Origin of the sequence: Cohnella boryungensis (genome assembly GCF_042651945.1) — a bacterium.
In the GTDB taxonomy this organism is placed as follows: domain Bacteria; phylum Bacillota; class Bacilli; order Paenibacillales; family Paenibacillaceae; genus Cohnella; species Cohnella boryungensis.
The window spans coordinates 327,345-347,079 of sequence record NZ_JBHSED010000040.1 but is presented as its reverse complement, the minus strand read 5'-3'; the positions used below and the strand labels follow the sequence as shown (position 1 = coordinate 347,079).

Here is a 19,735-nt window from a genome sequence, read left to right as displayed (position 1 = left end):
AATCAGGTTCCCTCCCTCACCGTAATCGTCTGCAGCATTAAGTGGTCAGCTGTGATCGGTACATTGACGGTGTTAGAAGTTAGTGTCACATTGACAGCGTCTTTCAACTCGACCAGCGTGATCAGTGACACCTCCGCCGCTGGAACGATATAGTTCAACGCCAGTACATTATCCGTGACCTGCTTAACCTGAAGACTGGTAATCTCATAGGTTCCGTTAATGACGACCTTGTCCACACGTCCGTTAATGTATTCGGTCAAGTCGTGCAATAGTCCGGCGTCTATCATTTGATTGGCACCTCCGGTCCTAATGTCATAAACGTTTTCTCCCCAAGCTGCCACGATCCATCCATTTTGTAATTCCAGGTAATGAGCTTCATGCCGATATGTTCTTCCAATTCTATTCCGCCCTCAAGTGCTGTGTTTTGCTGGTAAACCAGATTGGCCGGCTTGATCGTTTCGATCGTATGCAAGACCTCGCGAAACACGCTGGCATTGTCGATATTGGCCGTCACCGTCAATACGCGGTTGGCGTAGTCTACAGACACGATCGTCATCCCAAGGCCCACGAGCATGTCCAGTTGTTGCTGCAGGTAACGGATTGTAAACGGCGGCTTTGTCTGGTACCGGTTGAGGATCCGACGTCGCCGGAACTCCAGTGTCTCCGTAGTTGGGTCCGCCTTGATACCGAGCATCTGCTCTCGTCTCCTGATTGCCTGCAGCCCGGATGTCTCTACGAATTGGTCGCCAAAGAGTTGATCAACCGATACCTGCATGAGATTGAGCTCAATGGTTTCGGTATTAGCCAGCTCGACGAAGTCTTCGAGCCCCAAATAAAACGCTGGGAGATGGATCAGTATGCGATCATCCGCCATGGATGGTCACCGTCCCCGCCGTGGGAATCTCGTCCGCTCCGAGGGTCAGATTCGTGGCATCCCCGTTGATCTCCGTTCCGGCCACGTCCTCGATACCGGTCACGGTCAGGATGCGCGCATCAACCTGAGCGGTCCGGACAATAAGCTGCTGTTGGTTGGCCCAATCCCGCCGGAGCTCAAGGAGATAAGATGCAACGACGGCTTCGACGTCCGCTTGCACCTGACCTGGCGTCACGCCGGCCGCCAGCGTAAGCGTTGTCTCCACATTGATTGTAAGACCCGTCACGCCGGCAATGGTCACGAGATGATCGATCGGCGCCTGACCGATCCCCTGCCCGCCGTTGACCGTCGGATCCATGATCGTCTGCACCTCGTCGACCAGCGTTTGCGACGGCGGTGTCCAGTCTGCGGCGATGATCGTGCATTTGACGGTCCCGCCGCCCTGCCACACTGGGTAGACCTTGGTCGCCCCGACGCCCGGAATGCTGTTGACCCGCTGCTTGTAATCTGAGACGTTACCGCCGAATGCCGGCTCGTTGACGGCGGCATAAAACCGTTGCCGGAGCGCGTCGTCCGATTCCTCATCTTCGCCCGGCACCAGCACCTCGACCAGTACCGCCCTGGATAGGTTGGCGACGTAATCGATCGGCAGCAGCGCGCCGAACTGTTCGTTGCCGACCGTACCCGGCGTCTCGCACGCCATCCGATACGTGCCGGCGCTGATGCGCTCTTTGACAGCAAAGGTCAGATCCCCGATCGCGTACCGGCCGCCCAGCATCACGTCCATCAGCGTATTCCCCGTGCCGTAAAACAGCCCCTTGCGTTCGGCCGGCGTCGCCCCAGCCTTGTTAACGCCAAACTCCGATGTCCTCCTGCTCAGGTACTCGCCGCTCGCCGTGTCCACAAAGGAGAGGTTGTAATTGACGTCGAGCTCGATATACATTTGTGCCAGCTCGGCGGCCGCCGGCGCGCATGCATCATAAATAACGCTGCCCTCCCTTTTGTCGATCGTATCCGACACCCGGGAGAGCATCCGCTGCAGAATAAAGTCAAACGTCATGTGCTCATACATTTCGGCTCACCTCTTGTTCAAAACTTCCTTCCGTAGAAACGACAAGAAAAGACGCCGTCAGGCTGTCTCCTTCAACGGTCACTTGCATATTTTGTACCGCGATAACGCGGTCGTCCTGAAGCAACGCCTCCTGAATAATCCGTGACACCTCCGAGCGGACGTACTGAGGATTTCCGCCCAAGACCGCGCCGAGTTCATGGCCGTAATCAAACGAATAAATCGCATAGCGGAAACGATCCGATTGCAGAATTTTAACCACGGTCTGTTTCACCGCATCCAGGCCATCCGTCATGCCAGCAATGCGCCCGCGCACGAAGTCCAGCTTATACGTGCGGGAAGGCTGGGCGACCTCTTCCGTCACCATGTCCGCGATCGATGCACCAACAGGTATCATCCGTCCACCACCTTGTCCAATATGACATATTGCTGGCCACCCTGGACGCGAAGCAGAACGACCCTATCGCCAGCCTGCAGATCATCTCGCACCGGGTAGTCCGTGCCGCCTATCGTCACCTTCAACGGCAGCGTGGAAGTGGTCCGGAGCAAAAACTCGGACGTAAGTGTCAGCCGCTGGTCGATGGTTACCGCGAGCGGCGATACGCTCTTGATCGTGCCGACCCGAACGGCGACCGGCGCCCCCGCCTCTACCACTCCCATGCTCGCCTGCTTAATCGCGCCCATCAGCTTTTCAATACTCATACGTTCTTCAACTCCAAAGACATGGTATGGGAGCCTCCGTCAAACCGATGACTGCAAGAATCGACCAGGAAAGGCTGGTTAATTCCTCTCTCACTAATAACGATTGACACATAACAGCCGGCGCGCACCCTGATATCGCCAATTGCATCAATTTTCAGCGTGCGGGTTTCCCGGTTTTTGACCGCGATAAGCGAATCTAGCAACTGGGTGATTTGAGCCTTATTCATGTTCTCGTCAACGGATTGCGAGAGCTGCAGCAGCCCCCATCTAGCGATACTATCGCTGTCCTGTGTGATGTACACGTCTCGTTTGCCTGACGTTTTATTGTCTCGGTACAGTCTAATGCGGTTGTACGTGTCGCTATCGATTGAGCGCTCAGCACCATAACCGGTCATGAGGCTGCGGTCTCCGATGACAAAGTCAAGCAGCATATTCTCGGAATCTCGAATCGATAGCGCGCCGAAGTCGTCGTACAAAAGATAAGTGCGCCCCCCGTTGATTAACGTCAGGTCGAGTGCTTTACAAAAGATGTCGATCAGCTTTTGGTTGTCCTCGATCAACGTAGGTATGACGTACCGGGTATCGTCGAGATGTCCAAGCTTGAGCTCAAAGTCACTGGCGATCCGGCGCAACACGTCCGAAGCCGTCGTATTCGCGAATGCGTATGTGCCGGCATTTTGCAAATACCGAATCTGATCGTAGCAAAGGATTTTTACTGCTTCGTCGTCACTCTCAGAGATCTTGAACACGTAACCGTAAAAGACCTTTGCGCCATCATAGCGAAAGCTTACCACGTCTCCGGTGTTGATCTTAAAATCCTTTGCCTGATAAATGCCATTCCGTACAAGAGTAAACTCCAAACTGCCAGGTCGGCCGATCCGCGTCGTTTTCCAAGAGATATCCGATACGATACCGGAAAGATCCCATAGCTCGCCGTCCTTATTGTCCATCAGCAGCTTAATCACAATGATCCCCCCTACGTCGGCAACTTCAGCACCTTCCCAACCGCCAGTGACTTAAGCTGTGCATCGGTCAGGCCGTTGAGCTTCTGGATCTCTCTCCACCGCTCCCCGTTCCCGAGCACACTCTTAGCGATTTTCCAAAGCGTGTCTCCGGCACGAAGCGTGTACGTCTTCGGCTTCTCCCGGTCATCAGCACGGGGATTGTCTGCATTAGCTATCTTGTTTCCTCCACCGGTTGCCGCTGCCTTAACGATCACGCGCTTCGCGGCGTAAAAAATGTACTTTTTCAATGTGAGCGTATATTCGATATCTCCAGAACTACCGGCCGCTTCCTTCCACTCAAACGACTCAATACTGACAGCTTGGTTAATATCGAATGTATCCCCTGTAAAAACAAAACGTATGGGCCGCTTAGTCGCCATCCATCTTGTTAAATAATCCACATAGGGATTCACTTTGACTTTTACAGATCCATCAGACGCGCCTGTTCGAGCGGATGTAAGAATCGGAGCACTCGTAAGCGGATCCACATATCGATCACCCACAAAGTAACTGCGTGCATTTGGTGATGGGAAAATGCTGCTGAACCGATAGGTTGTTAGCTTAGGATTCTTGATCACGTTGATTTCGCCCAATTTAACGATATCGTAGGTCGCCCCTTTGCTTCCGTCACTGACCTCGATGCTGCTCGGATTGAGGGGGAGTTGGAAACCTTCTTGCTGGTTGTTATAAGATAGCCAGATACCATAGGTCATCACGCATACACTCCTCTTGCTCCAGAAGCAATAGCCTCCGTCATTTGGTCGCTGATGTTGGCAATGATCTCATCGACTGATCGGCCATCCTGGCGAACGTGCGTGTCGCCAAAGCTAACCTGAGGCGTCAACGTCACGAAATTCTGAATGTTCTTCATTTCCGCCAGTTCTCGCATCATCTTTATGTCCTCGCTGGAGATATCGACAGTATCTCGAATCTTGCCGACTTCACCCACCTTGTTGATGTTTGGCATTCCACCGCCACCGCCACCAAATTTAAAGGTTGATTCATTGGCTTTTTCAGCATCCCGTTTGGCCTGTTCGGCTTCTTCAGCTGCACGTTTGGCCTGGCGATCATTAAGCATATCTTGCACTTTCTGCTCACGAGCAGCTGCTTTTTCTGCGGCTTTACCCTGCATTGTCTTCACAGCCTCTTCCCCGGCTTGGCGAATCGCCTCGGCCTCTGCCGCTGCCTGCGATGCAAATTCGACGTTACCAATCGCTTTCATGCTTACGCCGGGGATTTGATTGAGTTTTTCAATCATCCAGTTGATGCCGTCTATGATTCCGTTAATCATGTCCTCCATGATTTGGAGGCTTTTAACTTTAGCGTCCTGGAACGCGTTAGCGATGCCATAACCGACCTTCGCAAAAAAAATTGGCACCTGGTCAAAAAAGCCGAGAATGGAATTCCATGCGCGGTAGAGTCCTGCGGCAAATCTATCGTTGGTCTGCCAAAGCTTCACGAGCCAAACGATCAATCCAATAATCGCTGTCGCGATCAGTACATAGGGGTTTGCATTCATCACTGCGTTTTTAATCGCCTCAGCAATCGTAATAGCTCTGGTAATAGCCAGGTAGGCCCCCATCACTCCAACGATGCCCCACATGACCGGCTCAATTGTCGACCAGTTCGAAGAGACAAAAGTGTATACGTTGGACATTGCCGTTAAAAGCATGTCGATCACTTCCGCTGCTCTCTGAATCGCTTGGCTAAGGCTATTTCCAAACTGAACACCCGCATCACTGTTCAGAAAAGCATTAACCCTCTCAATCAAAGGACCAAACGACTGTAAAGCGGAATTTTTCACCTCATTCCAAATGTCCCCAAACGTCCGCGGCATTGTTTCGAATTTACGGTTGATGTCGTCAGCTGCGGCGAACATTGCGCCCTTGATGATGTCGGCTGTAATGGTACCTTCCGCAGACATCGTTTTGAGTTCGCCTTTGCTCTTCCCGGTAAAATCAGCAATTGCTGCGGCTAGCATAGGCGCGTTTTCCATAATGGACCGGAACTCATCCCCCTGCAGCTTTCCAGCAGCCATCGCTTGGCTGAGCTGGTACATGCCGGCTTGTTGCTCCATGGTACTCGATCCGCCCACTCGAAAGGATTTCTGCATAAGCTCAGAGAAAGCGATCAGTTCATCGTTACTTGTGAAGGCATCCGACGCAAGCGTCCCCATACGACCAATAACGCCGGCCATGTCGGCATAGCTACCCCTAGCGCGATCGGCTGCCGCAAATATCTTGGATTGAAGCTCGTCTGTCGTCTGCAGCCCATCGTTGATTAAGTCCAGCCGGGCCTTTGTGTTTACGTACTCATCGCTGATACGCATTGCTGACCCGACTCCAGCGAACGAGAGATACCCGGCGGCAAGACCACCCAGACCACCAAATCCAAAGCCACCACCACTGCCGCCTCCACCTCCTCCGCCTCCACCGCCTGATGGAGGTCGAATATCACGCACCGCTTCTGATAATTGCCGCACGAGCGTAATAAGTTGATTGAGTAAGGATGTGATGTTGCTACTGAGCTGAATTGTAGCAGTTATCGTGCCAATCCGGGCTATGATCTGCGCCCTTAGCGTAGCGGCTTGCGCCAATGCTAGTGCGGTATTTAACCTTACCGTCACATTGATCGGAGCTACATGGATACCACTTAGTCTTGCATTGATTGCTGCCGTATTGATGTTCAAATTAAGGTTGGCCGGTCTTTCGATCAGCCGCCTCATTCGCTCAAGCGCTACAATCACTGTGTTGACTTGATTTGTAACCTTCTGCAACGGTTGTGCAAATCGGTCCATCAAGCGCAAAGTCGTTGATATCGTAGGCACCTGTCGCACCTCCCGAAAAATAAAAAACACCCCGAAGGGTGTGGATTTACGATCTCTCTATTTTAAATCGCTGAAAATTTTAATAGCATCCTCATTTTTTGTTTCCAGCAAGAACCGACCATTGAAAGGCCAATCCTTTAAAAGACTATTGCTAGATTTGGCTTTGTCCAAATCCTTTGTCGACGGATACTGATAGATTTTTACTGGAGAATTTTCGATGTAAAAAATGACACCATCATCAGCTCCAATGGCTTGAAACATCGGCTTTTCGCTTGAATCCACTTCATATCCCTTTTCTTTGAATGTCTGAATGACATCGTTCAAAGTAAGTTGGCTCTCTTGTGGTTCCGTTTTCGAGCATCCAACAACCAAGACCAAAGAAAGAAGTAAGCACCAGATAAATCCCTTCTTCACCTTGCGACCCCCTTTTTTTCTACATATTACCACAAAAAGCGAGTCTGGGCTATTTCCTCTTCACTTTCGCTGCCTCCCTCTTTTCCTTATCAATCCGTTCATCAATGGCAGCCATAACAAAAGCCTTCTCCTCGCGCGATAGTCCAAGAAATTCACTTGGCCATTTATGGAACTTATGGAGGGCATAGTACGCATAGTTCGCGTCGCTATCGCCCTCCTGAATCAGTTTTTTGCCTCTTCTACCAAGTCTTCCATCTCAACGTCAAAACCGCTGAGCTTCTGAACCTCGCTGGCTAGCGTCGTCACCTCGCCAGCAAGCAACACGCGCTGCACGTACTCTTCAGGTGTGCGGCAGCCTAGCTTCTGAATGCTGGCCGCATCCTTAAAATCAGGGACCACCGTATGGTTAATAACCGTCTTTAGATTAAAGCGCTGCGCGTCAAACTCAACCTTGCGGCCTTTTCGGATCTCCGTGCTCGCTTTACGAATTCCATCAAAATCCTGCGACGTCATTGCACGGATGGTAAACTTCAACGGACGGCCTTCTCCGTCCTTAAACCGCGGGGACACCACCACTTCATCGGTCAAGTTATCGACCGGGTTCGCGTTCAGAAATTCTTGTAAACTCATTGTAATCACTCCTTATCATAAATGGGCGTCGTTAAGCGCCCGAGATCGAATTGAACAAATCAGGCAGATCGTAATCGCTGAACGTGAACGGCATTTCCTCGTCCATCATGTCGTCGGACGTCGCATCAAACTTGGCTGCGATGACGCTGTCGAGGTTGCATTTAAGCAGCATGGCAGTCTGTTTGCCGGTTCCCGATGTCGGGTCTTCATTGATGATCTGCAAATCAAACCAAAAGTCCTTGCCAGTTTTGACGAAATCACGCATGAGCTGACGGAATACCGATGTCACATAATATACTGTCAGTGTGCCACTCCCTTTCCAGCCGGCCGAGCGCTGCGGTGTATTCGTACGACCAAGAACAGGAACATCGACCTTGTTCTTCTCAATCGTCGCTTCGATGGTTTTGGCGTAGAAGAGTTCTTCAACTCTTCCGCCGATAGTAGCGATCGCCCGGGCCTGCTTGCCGCTGATTGCGTCATTCTCTCTGAAAAAAGTCACTCGAAGGCCCCCTTTATTGGACCGTAATGGTCAAATAGATTTTCTCAATGCTATCCACCGGTTGAATGTCCGCCTCGATCAGGACAGCATCCACATCACTGCCCGCCGCAACGGCAATATCCGTCTGACTGTCGAAGTTCTGGATAGCGTTGATGTTCTGGAGCGAGGTCAAGTAGTTCACGCATTCCGCTCGAAGCAGATTCCGGCCATCAGTATTGTTCGACACCTTGCCAATGTAGAATTGCGAGAAGATACGGACGAAGTCGTTGTTGATGCCGTCCAGCACACGAATGACGCGGTTTTTGCTAAACGGCTTACCTTTGTCCGGTGTGAACGTTGTCAGCGAATTAATGTCCTGCTCAACAACGGCCCGGCCATTGTTCGGCGTGAACACGAACTCGCCCGCCTGCAGAGCGGCAATGATCTGGCTGTTGGTGTATCGCGTGGCCACATCTATTGCACCTTCGTATGCCGCATACGTGAGCGATTCATTTACGTTGGCGCCAGCCGTCGCACCAGCCACCCACGCCGTGGTCTGCGCAGCTGTTAGCGTCGTGCCGTCGTCTAGGATAACGCCGTTTTTGACCGAAATCACGCCCTCATAGTCCGCGAACGGGTAATTCTCCAGAACAACTTGAATCTTCTTCCCCTCGTCATCCCGCAGCCGCTTGGCGAAGGACGTGAATGCCCCTTTCGCCGTGACGTCCGTCGACGGCAGCGCGATCGTGTTAAAGTCCTGCGCCTCGATCGCGGCCAGATAGTCGAGATAATCCTGGTTCGTGGCACTGCCGTCGGCACCGCTGGTCAATGGGATGCCAGCCGAAGCCGCGAGCGCCCCGGTACCGCCGAAAACGACCCAGTCATTCGCAATCAAGCCCGCAATGTTGGCCACGGACTGAGAATCAACCTCATCTCCGTTCAGGAGCGTCTTCACGTCGAACAAGTTCTCGTCATCGACGTTCTCCGCGATGACGATCGTCAAGTCGTTCCCGCGCACGCCGCCCCACTTGGCCGTGATCGTCAGGTTGCCGCCGGTGGCCGTTGCTTTCGTACCGGTGTTGACGCGGTAAAGGAGCAGCTTCTGCGCACGCTTCAGCGACTCCCTGACAAGCAGCAACGAAGCGTCCGTAATTGGATAGCCAAGCTTGTCCACCGTATCCTCGCCGGCTTCGATCGTCGTGATTACCTTCGGCGCGCCCCACGACAGCAGCAACGGGATCGACACTATGCCGCGTTCGCCTAACGTGCCCAATGCTTTCGGTGCGGTCACGATGTTCGTGTAGACGCCCGGGCGCACTTTATTTTGTACAGTCCATGTGCCTCCAGCCACTTTTACTTCGCCTCCTGTTTCAAATATCTCTGAAGCAGCTGCTCGGCTTCGACGACGCTGTACATCTCGCCGTCCTGCAGCAACGCCCGCAGATAGTCCTTCTGCTGCGGCGTGAACCGCTTAGATTGCAGCAGACTAGCTTTGCTATGCTTCGCCGGCTGTGCGCTGGCTTCTTCCTTACGACTCATCCTTAATCCCTCCATGCTGTTCGAGCGTCTCCATCTTCGGATCATCCGGCCGCGGCTTCCACACAAACAGCGAATACGTGACCCAGAAATAGAGCACCTCATTCTCGATTTGGAACCGTATATCATGTCCATCGCACGGGCACCCGCCAACCGTGATCCGCTCCAACGCCTCCGTGAGTTGCTCGGCCATGCTGTACATCGCGTCATTCTGCCGATCTATGGCAAAGTAACGGATCACGAATGGATACCGGCGCTTATACCGCCGCCCCAGTTCCCGCGTGTGGCCGGGCTCTAGAAGTCGGACGTAGAAATACGGCGCCTCGAGCCCCTGCGGGATCTCCTCTCCCGAAATCGGGATCTCCGGAAAGGTGTCATCCAACGCAGCGTGAACCGCGTACCGGACAGAGTTAAAACTGACTTGCGACAATGGCATCACCTCATAAACCGCTCGATAAATCGCTGCATCTCGCGCTCCATAATCGCGGGTATCCTTCGCTTGAGCAGCTCGCTTGAGATCAGGAGCATAAACTTGCCCTCAACCCATCCATTTCTCGGGCCGACGTACATCCCCGCCGGCTCGCCCTTCGGCGGGCTGTAGTTCGGAATATAATAGAAGGTATTGCCCACCCATTTACCGGGAACCCAGTGGGCCGCAAATCCATTTTCGATGTAAAATGAATACTCTTCGGTGTTATAGACCTCGATTTCATACCCGTCTCCGGCTGGGCGCAGCTCCCCGAGCGTCCATCCGCGGCGCAGATCTCCGTTGCTGGATGGTGTTCGCGGGACAACCTCTTCCATTAGCTCACTGGCCAAACGAAAAAGGCACTTCCGCATAAACTCGGGAAAGTGCCTCTGCATGTCGACCAGCTTGTCGCGAAATTTCACCATCTCTGAAAAATCGAAGCTCCCCAGGTTAGCCACGGAATCGCCACCAAAGGCTGATCCGATCCAGCAGCCTCTCATACCACCGGGAAGTGCGGCCGTCCGGCTCGACATAGCCGTCGACGTCCACCGCCATGATGTGGGGATGATGCAGAGCATGCAAGGAAACGCTGCTCGGAACTTGCCATGTCCAAACCTTATTTCGGCCGGGCTGTCGGAACCAATCCAGAAACTCCTGTACGCCATCAGCGTCATCAACAGGTAACTCCTGTACGAAGGTGCTTCCATCAACCATATGAATCTTCAAGGTGATGACGGCCGCCGCTGCGGGAGGCCGAGAATCCATAATCCCATGCATCACGCCCACCCCTTAGCTGTCAGGTAGATTTCCTGATGAGATGAATAAGGAGGGAACGGCTTGCCTGCGGAGAACTTCTCCACTTGTCCGGTAGCTACTCGCGTCACAGCGATGACGTCGCCCTGCCGAATCTCCAACTCCGGCGCAATGAACAGCTTCACATCGTACCGAATATCATTCTGCGCCTCCGTCTGGCCATTTCGCGGAAGACCGGTCTGCGAAAGCTTGCAGGGCTCGTCCTCGTAGACTTGCTGCAGCACCTGTTTGGTCTCCTTCGACACTGGATCCTTCTCCGGCGTATGGCGGCTAATCGTCGCCCGGTCTTCATACATGCGCTCGATTGCTCGGCGGTGTCGGCGGTAATTGATCATCGGCCCATCCCCCATGTCATTCGGCGGTAATGATTCAAGTCGGCGCGATAGTTGAATACGACCTGATCAATAACGGACTTGGCCGTATTGGCCAGGCCGCCTCCGGATCCACCTCCGCCGGAGACGGACGTGTCGCCCACCTTGATGCTTCCGGCTGGACCCCCGACCGTGGCGTCGACCTCGTCGACATGAGGCAGATCGACACGCACGGCATCCACGACCATGCTAGCCCAAACGTACAGCAGGCCCTCTGGTATCCTGCGATGATTGATATCGTGCAATATCCGCCGCTCTATCTCGGCAATGTACGTATCGACGAGCGGCTTCCTTGCGTCGTCCGGAAGGTCGAGACGAAGTTTAACAATCGGCCAGACGTCCACTGTCGTGATCATGGTGTTTACTCCGGCAACCTGGCCAGCTTCGCACCGATGAGTACACGTGCTTCATCTTCAGAGACGGGCAGTTTTTCGCCTTTCTTCCAAACACGATCCTGACGACGGATGTTTTTCAGCAAGACCACGTTAATGAGCGCCGACGGCAATTCCAGAGACGCGCTGGCCGTGCCCGCTGTCCCTTCTCCATTGGCGGCACCTCCGTTCAACGGGTCGACCGGAGGTTGGTCTCCAGTTCCCGGTAATAGTTGCTGTTCCGCGTTGGGGTCTCCTTCTTTGGGTTTCCTCATGTCTATCTCCTTCTTCCTTCATTATTAAAGAGAGGCCGAAGCCTCTCCCTTAAGCAACTTTCGCGATAAAGATCGTATCGATCGTTTCGAACGAAGGCAGCACGATCTCGGAGACGATGGTTTCCACGTTAACCGGATGTGGTTCCTTGATCGTGGTGATTGCCACGCCCGTATTGACGATCTGTACTTCGGCAGCCGTTGCGCCGGCCATCAAGTCAGCCTCCTCCGGCGTCGTGCCATACCAGGTGTTCCCCAGATTACCGTCCGGGATCAACGTGAAGTAGTCATCCGGGTAGAACAAATGAGTGCTGCCGTCGAGCAAAGCGTATTTCTTGTTGTACACAGCGATCGTCAGTCCGAATTTGTCCAGCAGGTATTTCCGCATCATGTCATTGGTCACAATAACGTTTTCCCAGCCGACCGGGTTCATGTCCTTAAGGAAACCCTGGTTTTTCATGATGTAGCCCCAGGTCTTCCGAGTGCAGATCGCTCGAACCGGCCGAGTGCCCGTATCTCCTTCAACTGTATCCTGCCATTCAGGGATGAGTTCCGCGATCGGTGCTGTCGGATTGCTCCATTTTTGAGCATTATCCGTGATCGTCTCCATGTGATCACTGTCCATCTGATAATCATAGTCGTAATCCTGCCTAGTTTGAGCTGACGTAATCCGAATTTGCCCACTGGACAGCAACTGCATGATCTCACGCTCCGGAATAACTTGCGCACCGGCTACAAGCTGAGCGCGATCGTCGAAAATCTGCGTGATCAGTGGCATAATGTACTGGTCATTGCTGTTGTCCTGCAGCCGGAGCAGTTCCTGGCGATCTTTTTCACCGAGCCTCATGGCTTCACGGAAGAACGGCATCTCCGTCTCGACTTTGCTGAAGCCGATACGATCACGCAGCGTCGCCTTAGCGTCAAACGCAGAAGGCTGCAGCGAAACCGGTACGCCGCGAGCGCCCTTGATCCAGGACAAATCAAGTCCGAGCTTCTTCTTCGGCGGGAACAGCGTCGCCCCCAGGTACGGAATGTTGTTGCTCGGGTTGTTGGTGATGTAGGCGGCGAGTGCCGGCGCAGTCACATAATCAAAAATAGTAGGCATGCTTGCTTGATCCCCTTTCCGCCGTTAGGCGATAAATACGATTTGCGTCAGCGCTGTGACAGCAGCGGCGTCCGGTGCTTCCGGCAGCTTGGCTAGATCGATGAATCCATGAATCGTCAACGCACCCGGCGCAGGTCCGTAAGAAACATCAACGTCGTCAAACAGTACACCCTCAGCATTTGCATCGTTGGACTTGATGACCAACTTCGATGGATCGGCGATTACACCACCACCCATGATGGTGCCGGCGGGAACGATCTTCTTGCCGTCCGCATTCGCCGTCACGCCGGCATCATCGACAGTGACGGGCATATTGACGTAATGATCCGGGAACTTGAGGATCTCCTTCCGGTTGCCGTATGTCGTAGTGACAAATTTGCTCATTGCCTATCAACCTCCAAAATAAGATTTCTGTGCATCACTCGTGGCAGAATTGGCCTTTGCAAAGTCGGCGATCTTCTTCCCGAAGTCAGCCGCCTTGTCCTTTCCGCCACCACCGCCGCTGGAACCGCCGCTTTCGAACAGGTTCGCGCCGCGGAACTGGAATTGGCCGGCAGACTCTTCTACAAACAGCTCTTTGTACGATGTCTTCAGCGTTTTGACTTGGTCTTCCAGCCCTTTCACTGTGCCGTCTTCCTGTAGCTCAAGTTTGGTCTTGTCGATTTTGCCTAGCAGAAGATCCGAATGCTTGGCGTTCGCCGTGGCCAGCGCTTTGTCGATCGCCGTGTTCAAGCGCATGTCCTTCGCCTCAGCCTCATACTTCTCCTTGGCCGCCTTATTCTCTGCCTGCAGCGTCTCAATTTTCTTCGTCAGCTCCGCTGCATCGCCGTTGGTCTTCTTCAAATCTTCCAGTTGCTTGTCGCGGTCCTTCAGATCGTCCTCGGCTTTCTTCTTGGCCGTGTTCACTTCGTCGAAACGCGCCTTCGGAATAAACCCCTTTAGTTCCTCAGCGGATGCCACCGCAGCCTTCTCCGCCTGTTCATCAGACAAGCCCAGTGCTACAAATTGCTCCTTATTCACGCCAATTTCCTCCCTATCATCTTCGCTTGGTGTCCCGGTTGCGACCGGTGATGGCCTCTTATTTTGCGCCGCAGGCAACGACGATTAGGCCCCGGCAGTCTCAGCCGGAGCCCACAAAAAAAGCACCCTCGCGTATGCGGGAGTGCCTCACTCTTTCAAAACGCCTATTTTCTTCAGGTGTTCTCGAAATTTCTTCTTATCCGTAGCACGCTCTTCATCAGTGCGATCGAAATGACCAATTACCTTCGGCTTTGACGTATCGTTCCAACGAGGATCAGAAAACGGCTTCTTATCGTCGCTCACTTCATCAGCTCCTGCAACAGAATGTGGTACACTCCATTAATCTGCTCGATCTCAAGCACCTTGAACGGAAAGTCACGGCCATACAGTACTTCCAATTCGCCCGAATTGATCTGTCGAAGATCTGAGCCAAGCGCTGCCGCTAGGATATAGAAATGAACCTGCGCTCCTGGAGTGTACAATGCGCCCGCTGTCGTCGAGATGTATTGAGAATATTGTACCACGCTGTCAGGCTTGACGTCTCGCATGAATGTGGCCAAGGCTGCACTCGAAGCGAAATGAAGCGATCGGGACACATCACCGCTATATTTCGGCAGTTTGCTGATTGCTTTGTCCAAGTTCTCGACCCACTGCATCTCGTTGCTGTCGAGGGGTTCGCCTCGGCGCAATTTGTCGTTGAGCGTATATGATTGTCCGCCGATGTAGCGCGTGACCGCAGCTTCTTCATCATGGGTCAGTGCCGGGGGAGGTTCCGGAATTGTAGCCTTTACCTGTGGCGTCGTAACCGGGGATGGAGGTTCCGACGCTTCCGGCTTCTCCGTCGCAACCGGAGCGTGCTTCTCCGCCCAATCGCTGAATGTATCTTCAGGAGGCACGTCATAGGCTTCCAGATCAACAGGTTCAGGATCCTGTTCCTGTTTCGCCTGCTTGCCATCCAGCATATCCTTTAATGCTTCCGGTTCCTTTGCCTCATCCGGTTCTTTCGTCTCTTCCACGTCTCCGAAAAACGGAATCGTCGTCGAACGGCAGTACGCGTGCAACGGTGGATAGTTGACGCCTGCCCGCGCTTCGCTGACGAGGATGACCTTCCCGTTCATGCCCTCGCACTTCTCGGATGTCCGGTGATCCAACGTCGCGACATACTTGTACCGTTCGACGCCCGCCTCCCGGTAACCGTCCAGACGGGACTGTCCGGAAAAGTAAGCCGCCTCCGTGCGGATCAGTCTTTCTGCCGTTCGCAAGCTGACATCCATCTTGTTCGAAAAATCCATGATGACCGTCGGCAGTTGTTCGCCGCGGATGATGTGCTGCTCGAGCGACGTCTCCAACTCCGCAATAAGCTTCGTTCTGTCCATCCAGATCCGCGCAGAGAAGTTGCTCCCGTCGGGCGCCCAGGGCTTAGACAACACGCGATCGATCTGCCGCTTGTCCAATTGCGTCGGCGGAACACCCCGGCCATTGCCGCGCTGCATCTCGTATATGCCGCGGTAGTAGCCGTCCTTGTAGATGCGGCCCATTGTATCGGTCGTGCCTTTGACACGCTTGGCGGCCAACAACTCGATCTCCTGACGCATCCGGATGTGCTGCTCGTCCAGTTTGCTGATATGGATCCGCGCTCGAGCGTTCTCGATAGCCTTGCGCCACCGCGGATCCCCGCCGTGCTTGATGATGGCTTCACGGTATTCGTCCAGGCTCCAGCGGAACTCCTTCAGCTCACTCGCCGTCAGAAGCTTTCGGGCTTCGGCCATACTTAGGCCGTTGTTTCGGGCCAGGCGCGCATACCAAGCTTCCGTGTCCCGTTTAATCCGGGCCTTTGCCTTGTCGTACTCTGTCTGCTGTTTCCGAAGGTAATCCTCACCTTTCCGCAGCTCCGCCTCGTTCAGCGCCTCCATCCGCTTCGCCCAGTAATCCTCCGACCTCATTCGTCGTCACCGCCGCCCCCGTCCCCGTCCGGATCGGAATCAGGCTTGAGCCCACCGTAGCCGTCGGCCATTCGCTTTAGGGCTTCTTCCTTCTGCTTCTTGATGCGCTCGAGCTCGGCCAGCACATCCTTAACCCATGGATGCTGCGCAACAAGCGTCTCGTCGGATAGGATGCCGACGCTGTCCTTAATAGCCGTGATGATTGCTGTCTCGTCGATCGGCATGTCCTTATTAAAGATGAAGGATAGGTCCTCACCGCTGTAATCCACCTTAGTGCTATTGTAAAGATGCGTGTCGACGAACCAGCGGAGCTGCTCAAGTGATGCTTGGAATTCGGTCTCCATCATGCTCGCGTCCAGATCAAGGTCGGAATACAGAAACTTCAACGCAATGCCCGACGGCGCGCTGCCGATATCCACGCCCTGCGTATCGACGCCGCGACCGAACTCATAAATGTCCTTCCGAGCCTGCTCCTGATGCGTCTTGTAGGCTTCGACATTGATATGGAGGTTTACCGTATCAACGTCACCGTCGCCGTCAACAAAAGCTGTACGGTAGATGGCTAAGTTCTTTCTGAACGCAGACGGGTCAGTCCCGCTGAAATTCTTAACCTTGAAGATCGCGTCGGGCAGATCCTCTAGGTTGTTTGAGTTATCGGACTTATTCCGGTCGTAGTCATCGACAAGCGACTTGATGATCTCGACAAGCGGCTGCTCTTCCTCGTTGTATTTCCAAGCGATGAACGGCACACGCTCCCAGTTCATCCCATGCTCTTTGTCGTCAACTTTGACAGTAAAGTGGGAGCTGACCGCCCCGGCCTCAACGTCAGGGATAAGCCCCGTACCGCCAGCTACATATCGACGTACCCCGCTGGTATCCCACCATTCAATCTTCCGGACCGTTTTACGCTGAAGCCCTTCGTACACGATGACCTCGTAGTCGCGGATGACAGCATCCAGGATGGTATGAGCTTCGTCGGCCCATAACGGGATGATCTCCGGGCTCTTCATCTTGCGGAATGACAACGTACCGGCATCATCGTAGTGAACAAACCACCACGCAACGCCAGCATTTACGGCCTGCTTACCGGTACTCTGCAGCCGGCGGAACATATCCGGCTTGAATATCTCTTTCCACTCGTCTGCATAAGCCGTTTTATCCGTCTGTACACTCAGTGGCTTACCAAGCAGATAGCCGGTCTTCTGATCGACCAGTTTTCTGACAAACGCATTGGCCAGCTTGTTGTTGGCCAGGTTACCGACAATCTCTTTGGCCCCACTCGCACTGATCGCTGTTCGCTGCCGATCGTTAATGTCCGTCTTATTGCGGTAGTAGCGCTCGCCGATCTCCATCCACTTTCGCTTATCGGACTTCCGCCAATCGCCGATCTCGAGCTGAATGATCTGCTCCAACGTTGCGGCCGTCCGCGCGCCGCGGATGATGATATTTTCGAGCTCGCGCTGTTGTTCGCCGTTTGGCCATAATGACAATGACACGTGATTTCCTCCTTCCTCTCGTTATCAGGCATCCGGGAAATAGACCCCGCTGCGCGCAGGCTCCACGAACGCTAAAACAACCGCATCCGCCCGGTCAGGCGAATCCAGTCCACGTTTTTTCATATCTTCTTTACGCTCGAGAGCGAGCTTGCCCTTACTGGTCATGCGGTACTTCCGCTGCGAGAGCTGCGTGACGAGCCGATCGTCGTTTGGAAGCTCGAGCGCCGCCGGCTTCCCTTGAATGTACTTGGAGAGGGACTCCTGCAGCAGATCGCGCAGATCCGCCCAGGTCTCCGTGCCGCGATTTTCATAATGCTCCGTCGCATGCTTGGTGGGACTGCTCCCGTTGATGACCGGCGTGACCCGCCATCCCCGCAGCCGTTCCTCCAAGACGATTTCGTTTAACCGGTCCGTCACCCCGCCGCCGACGCCGCTGTCGTCTATCTTGATCTCGACTTTCCGGAGCTGCTGATACTTCCGCAGCATCTCGCGAGCTGTCGAAATGACCCAGCCGACAGTGACCATCGTATCCTGCTTGTTGTAACAACGGAGCTTGTAGACCTTCATACCGATCCGCGGGGCGATGACGGTTTCGTCATCACCGAAGCGCGCGACGTCGACACCCAAGTGCAGCGTATCTCCCGCCTCCTCAACGGTCGCGCCGGCTGCAAACTCGGCCAACTCGAGCGCAATGAAGGAGTCGGCTTCCGCCTTCGGAAACTCCCCGTACACCCGCACGCGTACAACGTCGCTCTCGGCGCCGTACTTGTCGATAAGCATCTGGATGTTCTCACGGCTCGTCCGCTTTGAATCGCGGCTGTCGACCTTGTGCGTACAAAAACGCGCCCGGTCCCGGTTATGCGAATCATAAAAAACCCCAGCAGTCCGCGTGGGGTTTCCGAACATCGCAAGCTTATTGTCTTCCCCGGTCAACGTACCGAGAATCGTCTCCAAGATCGGATCGGCTACGCCGGAGGCCTCGTCCACGATAAACAGCATGTGGTCTTCGTGGAAGCCGGCCATATTCTCCGGACGAGTCGCTGTCCTGGCCGTCGCGAACCAGCGCTCCTCGTGGCCGACCATGTAGACCTTCGTCTTCGTCCACTTGAGCAAGTTCTTAACCATGGACGACTCGAGCCACTTGGCGACCTCCGCCCACAACACGTCATAGAGCTGCTGCCGTGTCGGCGCTGTGCAGACGACCTTCGGGTTCGGCCGACAGCACAGGAACCAAATGACAAGCGCCGCCTCCGCGCCTGTCTTCCCGACGCCTTGGCCTGACCGAACGCTGGTCAATCGGTACTGCGCAACGTCCATCATGACCTCGCGCTGCCAATCGTCCGGATCCATTCCGAGCATATCCTGCGCGAAGGAAACCGGATCGTCCCAATACAAGTCGAGAAGATGAACCAGATCCGATACGACGTTGTACGGCTTACTCATCGCCGGTCACCGCCGCAGCTTTCTCAGCCATATTTGCCTTACGCCGCTCCGCAATCTGCTTAAGCGCCTCGGTCCAGCTCTGCGTTGCACCGGCGCCGCCTTGGAGCTTCTGTAGCTCGATCTGCAGTATGGCCGTTCGGACTTGCTTTTCTTCGTCCACGGCCACGAACCTATTTTTCAGCTCGATCGCCTTCAGTTTCTGCGCCTGAACGCGGGTTAGGGCATCCTCGATGCGGAGGATGTCCTCAAGGATGCGAATAGTTGTCGTTTCGATCTTGGACACAACCATTTTCTCGGACTCGGTGACGACCGTCGTTTCTTTGCCGGTTCTCGGATCGGTAATCGGCTTCGCCTCTTTCACGGTCCGCAGCTCACGAAGCACGCTTCGCTGCTCCTCCGTTAGACCATCCGTCAAGCGCTGAATGCGTCCGAGCATACGCCGCTCTCGGATAGAGAGCAGAGCGATCGCTTCGTCAGCCTGGGCAACGGGATCAGTGTCGATCCCCGCCAGCAGCTCCTGCTCGTCATCAGCAAGCATATCCCACCAGATCGTCTCGTGCTCGCCTGTCCGGACCGCTTTCTTGTTCCCGTGCGGGCCACCGGCGCCGCCACGGTTCCCCTTGGCATTCTGGTTGCCCTTCGGCGCGCCGCCCTTGTTGCCGACTGCATTTCGATTGCCTATGGGCGCTCCCTTTCGTTTGGTAACGTTACTATTAGTTTCAACGGTAACGTTACTATTCAGATAGGTGGACCACTTGTCCTGACTCTTCCATTTCCGGACCTGCGTCTCGCCGATTCCCAGCTCGGCGGCGATGTGTTTCAGTAACATCTTGCCGCCGCTTTCTAGCCACATCTGTTTTGCTTTGTCTCTATTCGGGCTGCGTTCTTTACCCACTAC

The 19,735-nt window shown here is 54.2% G+C and carries 27 protein-coding genes; all 27 read right to left on the bottom strand.

Annotation, left to right across the window (positions count from 1 at the left end; translation table 11 throughout):
* Nucleotides 1-2 precede the first annotated feature (2 nt).
* Nucleotides 3-287: a ketopantoate hydroxymethyltransferase gene (locus tag ACFO1S_RS20390; protein ID WP_204601382.1), complete on the bottom strand. Its 285-nt coding sequence runs from the start codon at nt 285-287 to the stop codon at nt 3-5.
* Entirely contained in the window at nt 284-874 is a 591-nt protein-coding gene (locus tag ACFO1S_RS20385) for a putative phage tail protein (RefSeq protein ID WP_204601381.1), read from the bottom strand. The genes ACFO1S_RS20390 and ACFO1S_RS20385 overlap by 4 nt, the downstream gene beginning before the upstream one ends.
* Nucleotides 864-1,946, bottom strand: a complete 1,083-nt coding sequence (locus ACFO1S_RS20380) for a baseplate J/gp47 family protein (RefSeq protein WP_204601380.1) — start codon at nt 1,944-1,946, stop codon at nt 864-866. Before ACFO1S_RS20380 ends, ACFO1S_RS20385 begins: the two co-directional genes overlap by 11 nt.
* Nucleotides 1,939-2,340, bottom strand: coding sequence for a DUF2634 domain-containing protein (locus ACFO1S_RS20375; RefSeq protein WP_204601379.1), 402 nt, complete (start codon nt 2,338-2,340; stop codon nt 1,939-1,941). The genes ACFO1S_RS20380 and ACFO1S_RS20375 overlap by 8 nt, the downstream gene beginning before the upstream one ends.
* Nucleotides 2,337-2,645 (bottom strand): DUF2577 domain-containing protein, encoded by a 309-nt coding sequence (locus ACFO1S_RS20370; RefSeq protein ID WP_204601378.1) that lies wholly within the window; start codon nt 2,643-2,645, stop codon nt 2,337-2,339. Before ACFO1S_RS20370 ends, ACFO1S_RS20375 begins: the two co-directional genes overlap by 4 nt.
* Nucleotides 2,642-3,610 (bottom strand): XkdQ/YqbQ family protein, encoded by a 969-nt coding sequence (locus ACFO1S_RS20365; protein WP_204601377.1) that lies wholly within the window; start codon nt 3,608-3,610, stop codon nt 2,642-2,644. The genes ACFO1S_RS20370 and ACFO1S_RS20365 overlap by 4 nt, the downstream gene beginning before the upstream one ends.
* A gap of 11 nt (nt 3,611-3,621) precedes the next feature.
* Complete coding sequence (locus ACFO1S_RS20360) at nt 3,622-4,362, bottom strand: LysM peptidoglycan-binding domain-containing protein (protein ID WP_204601376.1); 741 nt, start codon at nt 4,360-4,362, stop codon at nt 3,622-3,624.
* Entirely contained in the window at nt 4,362-6,476 is a 2,115-nt protein-coding gene (locus ACFO1S_RS20355; RefSeq protein ID WP_204601375.1) for a tape measure protein, read from the bottom strand. The genes ACFO1S_RS20360 and ACFO1S_RS20355 overlap by 1 nt, the downstream gene beginning before the upstream one ends.
* Before the next feature lie 57 nt (nt 6,477-6,533).
* Entirely contained in the window at nt 6,534-6,890 is a 357-nt protein-coding gene (locus ACFO1S_RS20350) for a hypothetical protein (protein WP_378127452.1), read from the bottom strand.
* 222 nt (nt 6,891-7,112) lie between these two features.
* Nucleotides 7,113-7,520, bottom strand: coding sequence for a phage tail assembly chaperone (locus ACFO1S_RS20345; RefSeq protein ID WP_204601374.1), 408 nt, complete (start codon nt 7,518-7,520; stop codon nt 7,113-7,115).
* A gap of 31 nt (nt 7,521-7,551) precedes the next feature.
* Entirely contained in the window at nt 7,552-8,019 is a 468-nt protein-coding gene (locus tag ACFO1S_RS20340; protein WP_204601373.1) for a phage tail tube protein, read from the bottom strand.
* A 13-nt stretch (nt 8,020-8,032) separates the two neighbouring features.
* Nucleotides 8,033-9,349, bottom strand: a complete 1,317-nt coding sequence (locus ACFO1S_RS20335; RefSeq protein ID WP_204601372.1) for a phage tail sheath family protein — start codon at nt 9,347-9,349, stop codon at nt 8,033-8,035.
* 2 nt (nt 9,350-9,351) lie between these two features.
* A complete protein-coding gene (locus ACFO1S_RS20330) occupies nt 9,352-9,537 on the bottom strand; it encodes a hypothetical protein (RefSeq protein WP_204601371.1) in 186 nt (61 codons plus the stop codon).
* Nucleotides 9,527-9,964, bottom strand: coding sequence for a phage tail terminator family protein (locus ACFO1S_RS20325; RefSeq protein WP_378127449.1), 438 nt, complete (start codon nt 9,962-9,964; stop codon nt 9,527-9,529). The genes ACFO1S_RS20330 and ACFO1S_RS20325 overlap by 11 nt, the downstream gene beginning before the upstream one ends.
* 5 nt (nt 9,965-9,969) lie before the next feature.
* A complete protein-coding gene (locus ACFO1S_RS20320; protein WP_204601370.1) occupies nt 9,970-10,461 on the bottom strand; it encodes an HK97 gp10 family phage protein in 492 nt (163 codons plus the stop codon).
* Nucleotides 10,454-10,780: a hypothetical protein gene (locus ACFO1S_RS20315; protein WP_204601369.1), complete on the bottom strand. Its 327-nt coding sequence runs from the start codon at nt 10,778-10,780 to the stop codon at nt 10,454-10,456. The genes ACFO1S_RS20320 and ACFO1S_RS20315 overlap by 8 nt, the downstream gene beginning before the upstream one ends.
* A complete protein-coding gene (locus ACFO1S_RS20310; RefSeq protein ID WP_204601368.1) occupies nt 10,780-11,151 on the bottom strand; it encodes a DUF6093 family protein in 372 nt (123 codons plus the stop codon). Before ACFO1S_RS20310 ends, ACFO1S_RS20315 begins: the two co-directional genes overlap by 1 nt.
* Nucleotides 11,148-11,543: a DNA-packaging protein gene (locus tag ACFO1S_RS20305; protein ID WP_378127446.1), complete on the bottom strand. Its 396-nt coding sequence runs from the start codon at nt 11,541-11,543 to the stop codon at nt 11,148-11,150. Before ACFO1S_RS20305 ends, ACFO1S_RS20310 begins: the two co-directional genes overlap by 4 nt.
* 5 nt (nt 11,544-11,548) lie before the next feature.
* Nucleotides 11,549-11,833: a hypothetical protein gene (locus ACFO1S_RS20300; RefSeq protein WP_204601367.1), complete on the bottom strand. Its 285-nt coding sequence runs from the start codon at nt 11,831-11,833 to the stop codon at nt 11,549-11,551.
* A gap of 49 nt (nt 11,834-11,882) precedes the next feature.
* Nucleotides 11,883-12,935 carry a major capsid protein gene (locus tag ACFO1S_RS20295; RefSeq protein WP_204601366.1) on the bottom strand — a complete coding sequence of 351 codons (1,053 nt, stop codon included), beginning with the start codon at nt 12,933-12,935 and terminating at the stop codon, nt 11,883-11,885.
* A gap of 24 nt (nt 12,936-12,959) precedes the next feature.
* The gene (locus ACFO1S_RS20290) at nt 12,960-13,319 is read right to left on the bottom strand and encodes a hypothetical protein (protein ID WP_204601365.1); all 360 of its coding nucleotides are present in this window, start codon (nt 13,317-13,319) and stop codon (nt 12,960-12,962) included.
* A 6-nt stretch (nt 13,320-13,325) separates the two neighbouring features.
* Nucleotides 13,326-13,955: a phage scaffolding protein gene (locus ACFO1S_RS20285; protein ID WP_204601364.1), complete on the bottom strand. Its 630-nt coding sequence runs from the start codon at nt 13,953-13,955 to the stop codon at nt 13,326-13,328.
* A 147-nt stretch (nt 13,956-14,102) separates the two neighbouring features.
* Nucleotides 14,103-14,258 (bottom strand): hypothetical protein, encoded by a 156-nt coding sequence (locus tag ACFO1S_RS20280; RefSeq protein ID WP_204601363.1) that lies wholly within the window; start codon nt 14,256-14,258, stop codon nt 14,103-14,105.
* Nucleotides 14,255-15,898 carry a minor capsid protein gene (locus ACFO1S_RS20275; RefSeq protein ID WP_204601362.1) on the bottom strand — a complete coding sequence of 548 codons (1,644 nt, stop codon included), beginning with the start codon at nt 15,896-15,898 and terminating at the stop codon, nt 14,255-14,257. The genes ACFO1S_RS20280 and ACFO1S_RS20275 overlap by 4 nt, the downstream gene beginning before the upstream one ends.
* Nucleotides 15,895-17,394 carry a phage portal protein gene (locus ACFO1S_RS20270; RefSeq protein WP_204601361.1) on the bottom strand — a complete coding sequence of 500 codons (1,500 nt, stop codon included), beginning with the start codon at nt 17,392-17,394 and terminating at the stop codon, nt 15,895-15,897. The genes ACFO1S_RS20275 and ACFO1S_RS20270 overlap by 4 nt, the downstream gene beginning before the upstream one ends.
* A 24-nt stretch (nt 17,395-17,418) precedes the next feature.
* Nucleotides 17,419-18,837 (bottom strand): DEAD/DEAH box helicase family protein, encoded by a 1,419-nt coding sequence (locus ACFO1S_RS20265; RefSeq protein WP_204601360.1) that lies wholly within the window; start codon nt 18,835-18,837, stop codon nt 17,419-17,421.
* Entirely contained in the window at nt 18,830-19,732 is a 903-nt protein-coding gene (locus ACFO1S_RS20260) for a phage terminase small subunit-related protein (RefSeq protein WP_204601359.1), read from the bottom strand. The genes ACFO1S_RS20265 and ACFO1S_RS20260 overlap by 8 nt, the downstream gene beginning before the upstream one ends.
* Nucleotides 19,733-19,735: the final 3 nt, after the last annotated feature.

Coding starts and splice junctions, on each gene's coding strand:
- ACFO1S_RS20390 (WP_204601382.1), bottom strand. CDS start 287: ATGATAGACGCCGGACTATTGCACGACTTGACCGAATACATTAACGGA.
- ACFO1S_RS20385 (WP_204601381.1), bottom strand. CDS start 874: ATGGCGGATGATCGCATACTGATCCATCTCCCAGCGTTTTATTTGGGG.
- ACFO1S_RS20380 (WP_204601380.1), bottom strand. CDS start 1,946: ATGTATGAGCACATGACGTTTGACTTTATTCTGCAGCGGATGCTCTCC.
- ACFO1S_RS20375 (WP_204601379.1), bottom strand. CDS start 2,340: ATGATACCTGTTGGTGCATCGATCGCGGACATGGTGACGGAAGAGGTC.
- ACFO1S_RS20370 (WP_204601378.1), bottom strand. CDS start 2,645: ATGAGTATTGAAAAGCTGATGGGCGCGATTAAGCAGGCGAGCATGGGA.
- ACFO1S_RS20360 (WP_204601376.1), bottom strand. CDS start 4,362: ATGACCTATGGTATCTGGCTATCTTATAACAACCAGCAAGAAGGTTTC.
- ACFO1S_RS20345 (WP_204601374.1), bottom strand. CDS start 7,520: ATGAGTTTACAAGAATTTCTGAACGCGAACCCGGTCGATAACTTGACC.
- ACFO1S_RS20330 (WP_204601371.1), bottom strand. CDS start 9,537: ATGAGTCGTAAGGAAGAAGCCAGCGCACAGCCGGCGAAGCATAGCAAA.
- ACFO1S_RS20315 (WP_204601369.1), bottom strand. CDS start 10,780: ATGCATGGGATTATGGATTCTCGGCCTCCCGCAGCGGCGGCCGTCATC.
- ACFO1S_RS20310 (WP_204601368.1), bottom strand. CDS start 11,151: ATGATCAATTACCGCCGACACCGCCGAGCAATCGAGCGCATGTATGAA.
- ACFO1S_RS20305 (WP_378127446.1), bottom strand. CDS start 11,543: ATGATCACGACAGTGGACGTCTGGCCGATTGTTAAACTTCGTCTCGAC.
- ACFO1S_RS20300 (WP_204601367.1), bottom strand. CDS start 11,833: ATGAGGAAACCCAAAGAAGGAGACCCCAACGCGGAACAGCAACTATTA.
- ACFO1S_RS20295 (WP_204601366.1), bottom strand. CDS start 12,935: ATGCCTACTATTTTTGATTATGTGACTGCGCCGGCACTCGCCGCCTAC.
- ACFO1S_RS20290 (WP_204601365.1), bottom strand. CDS start 13,319: ATGAGCAAATTTGTCACTACGACATACGGCAACCGGAAGGAGATCCTC.
- ACFO1S_RS20275 (WP_204601362.1), bottom strand. CDS start 15,898: ATGAGGTCGGAGGATTACTGGGCGAAGCGGATGGAGGCGCTGAACGAG.
- ACFO1S_RS20265 (WP_204601360.1), bottom strand. CDS start 18,837: ATGAGTAAGCCGTACAACGTCGTATCGGATCTGGTTCATCTTCTCGAC.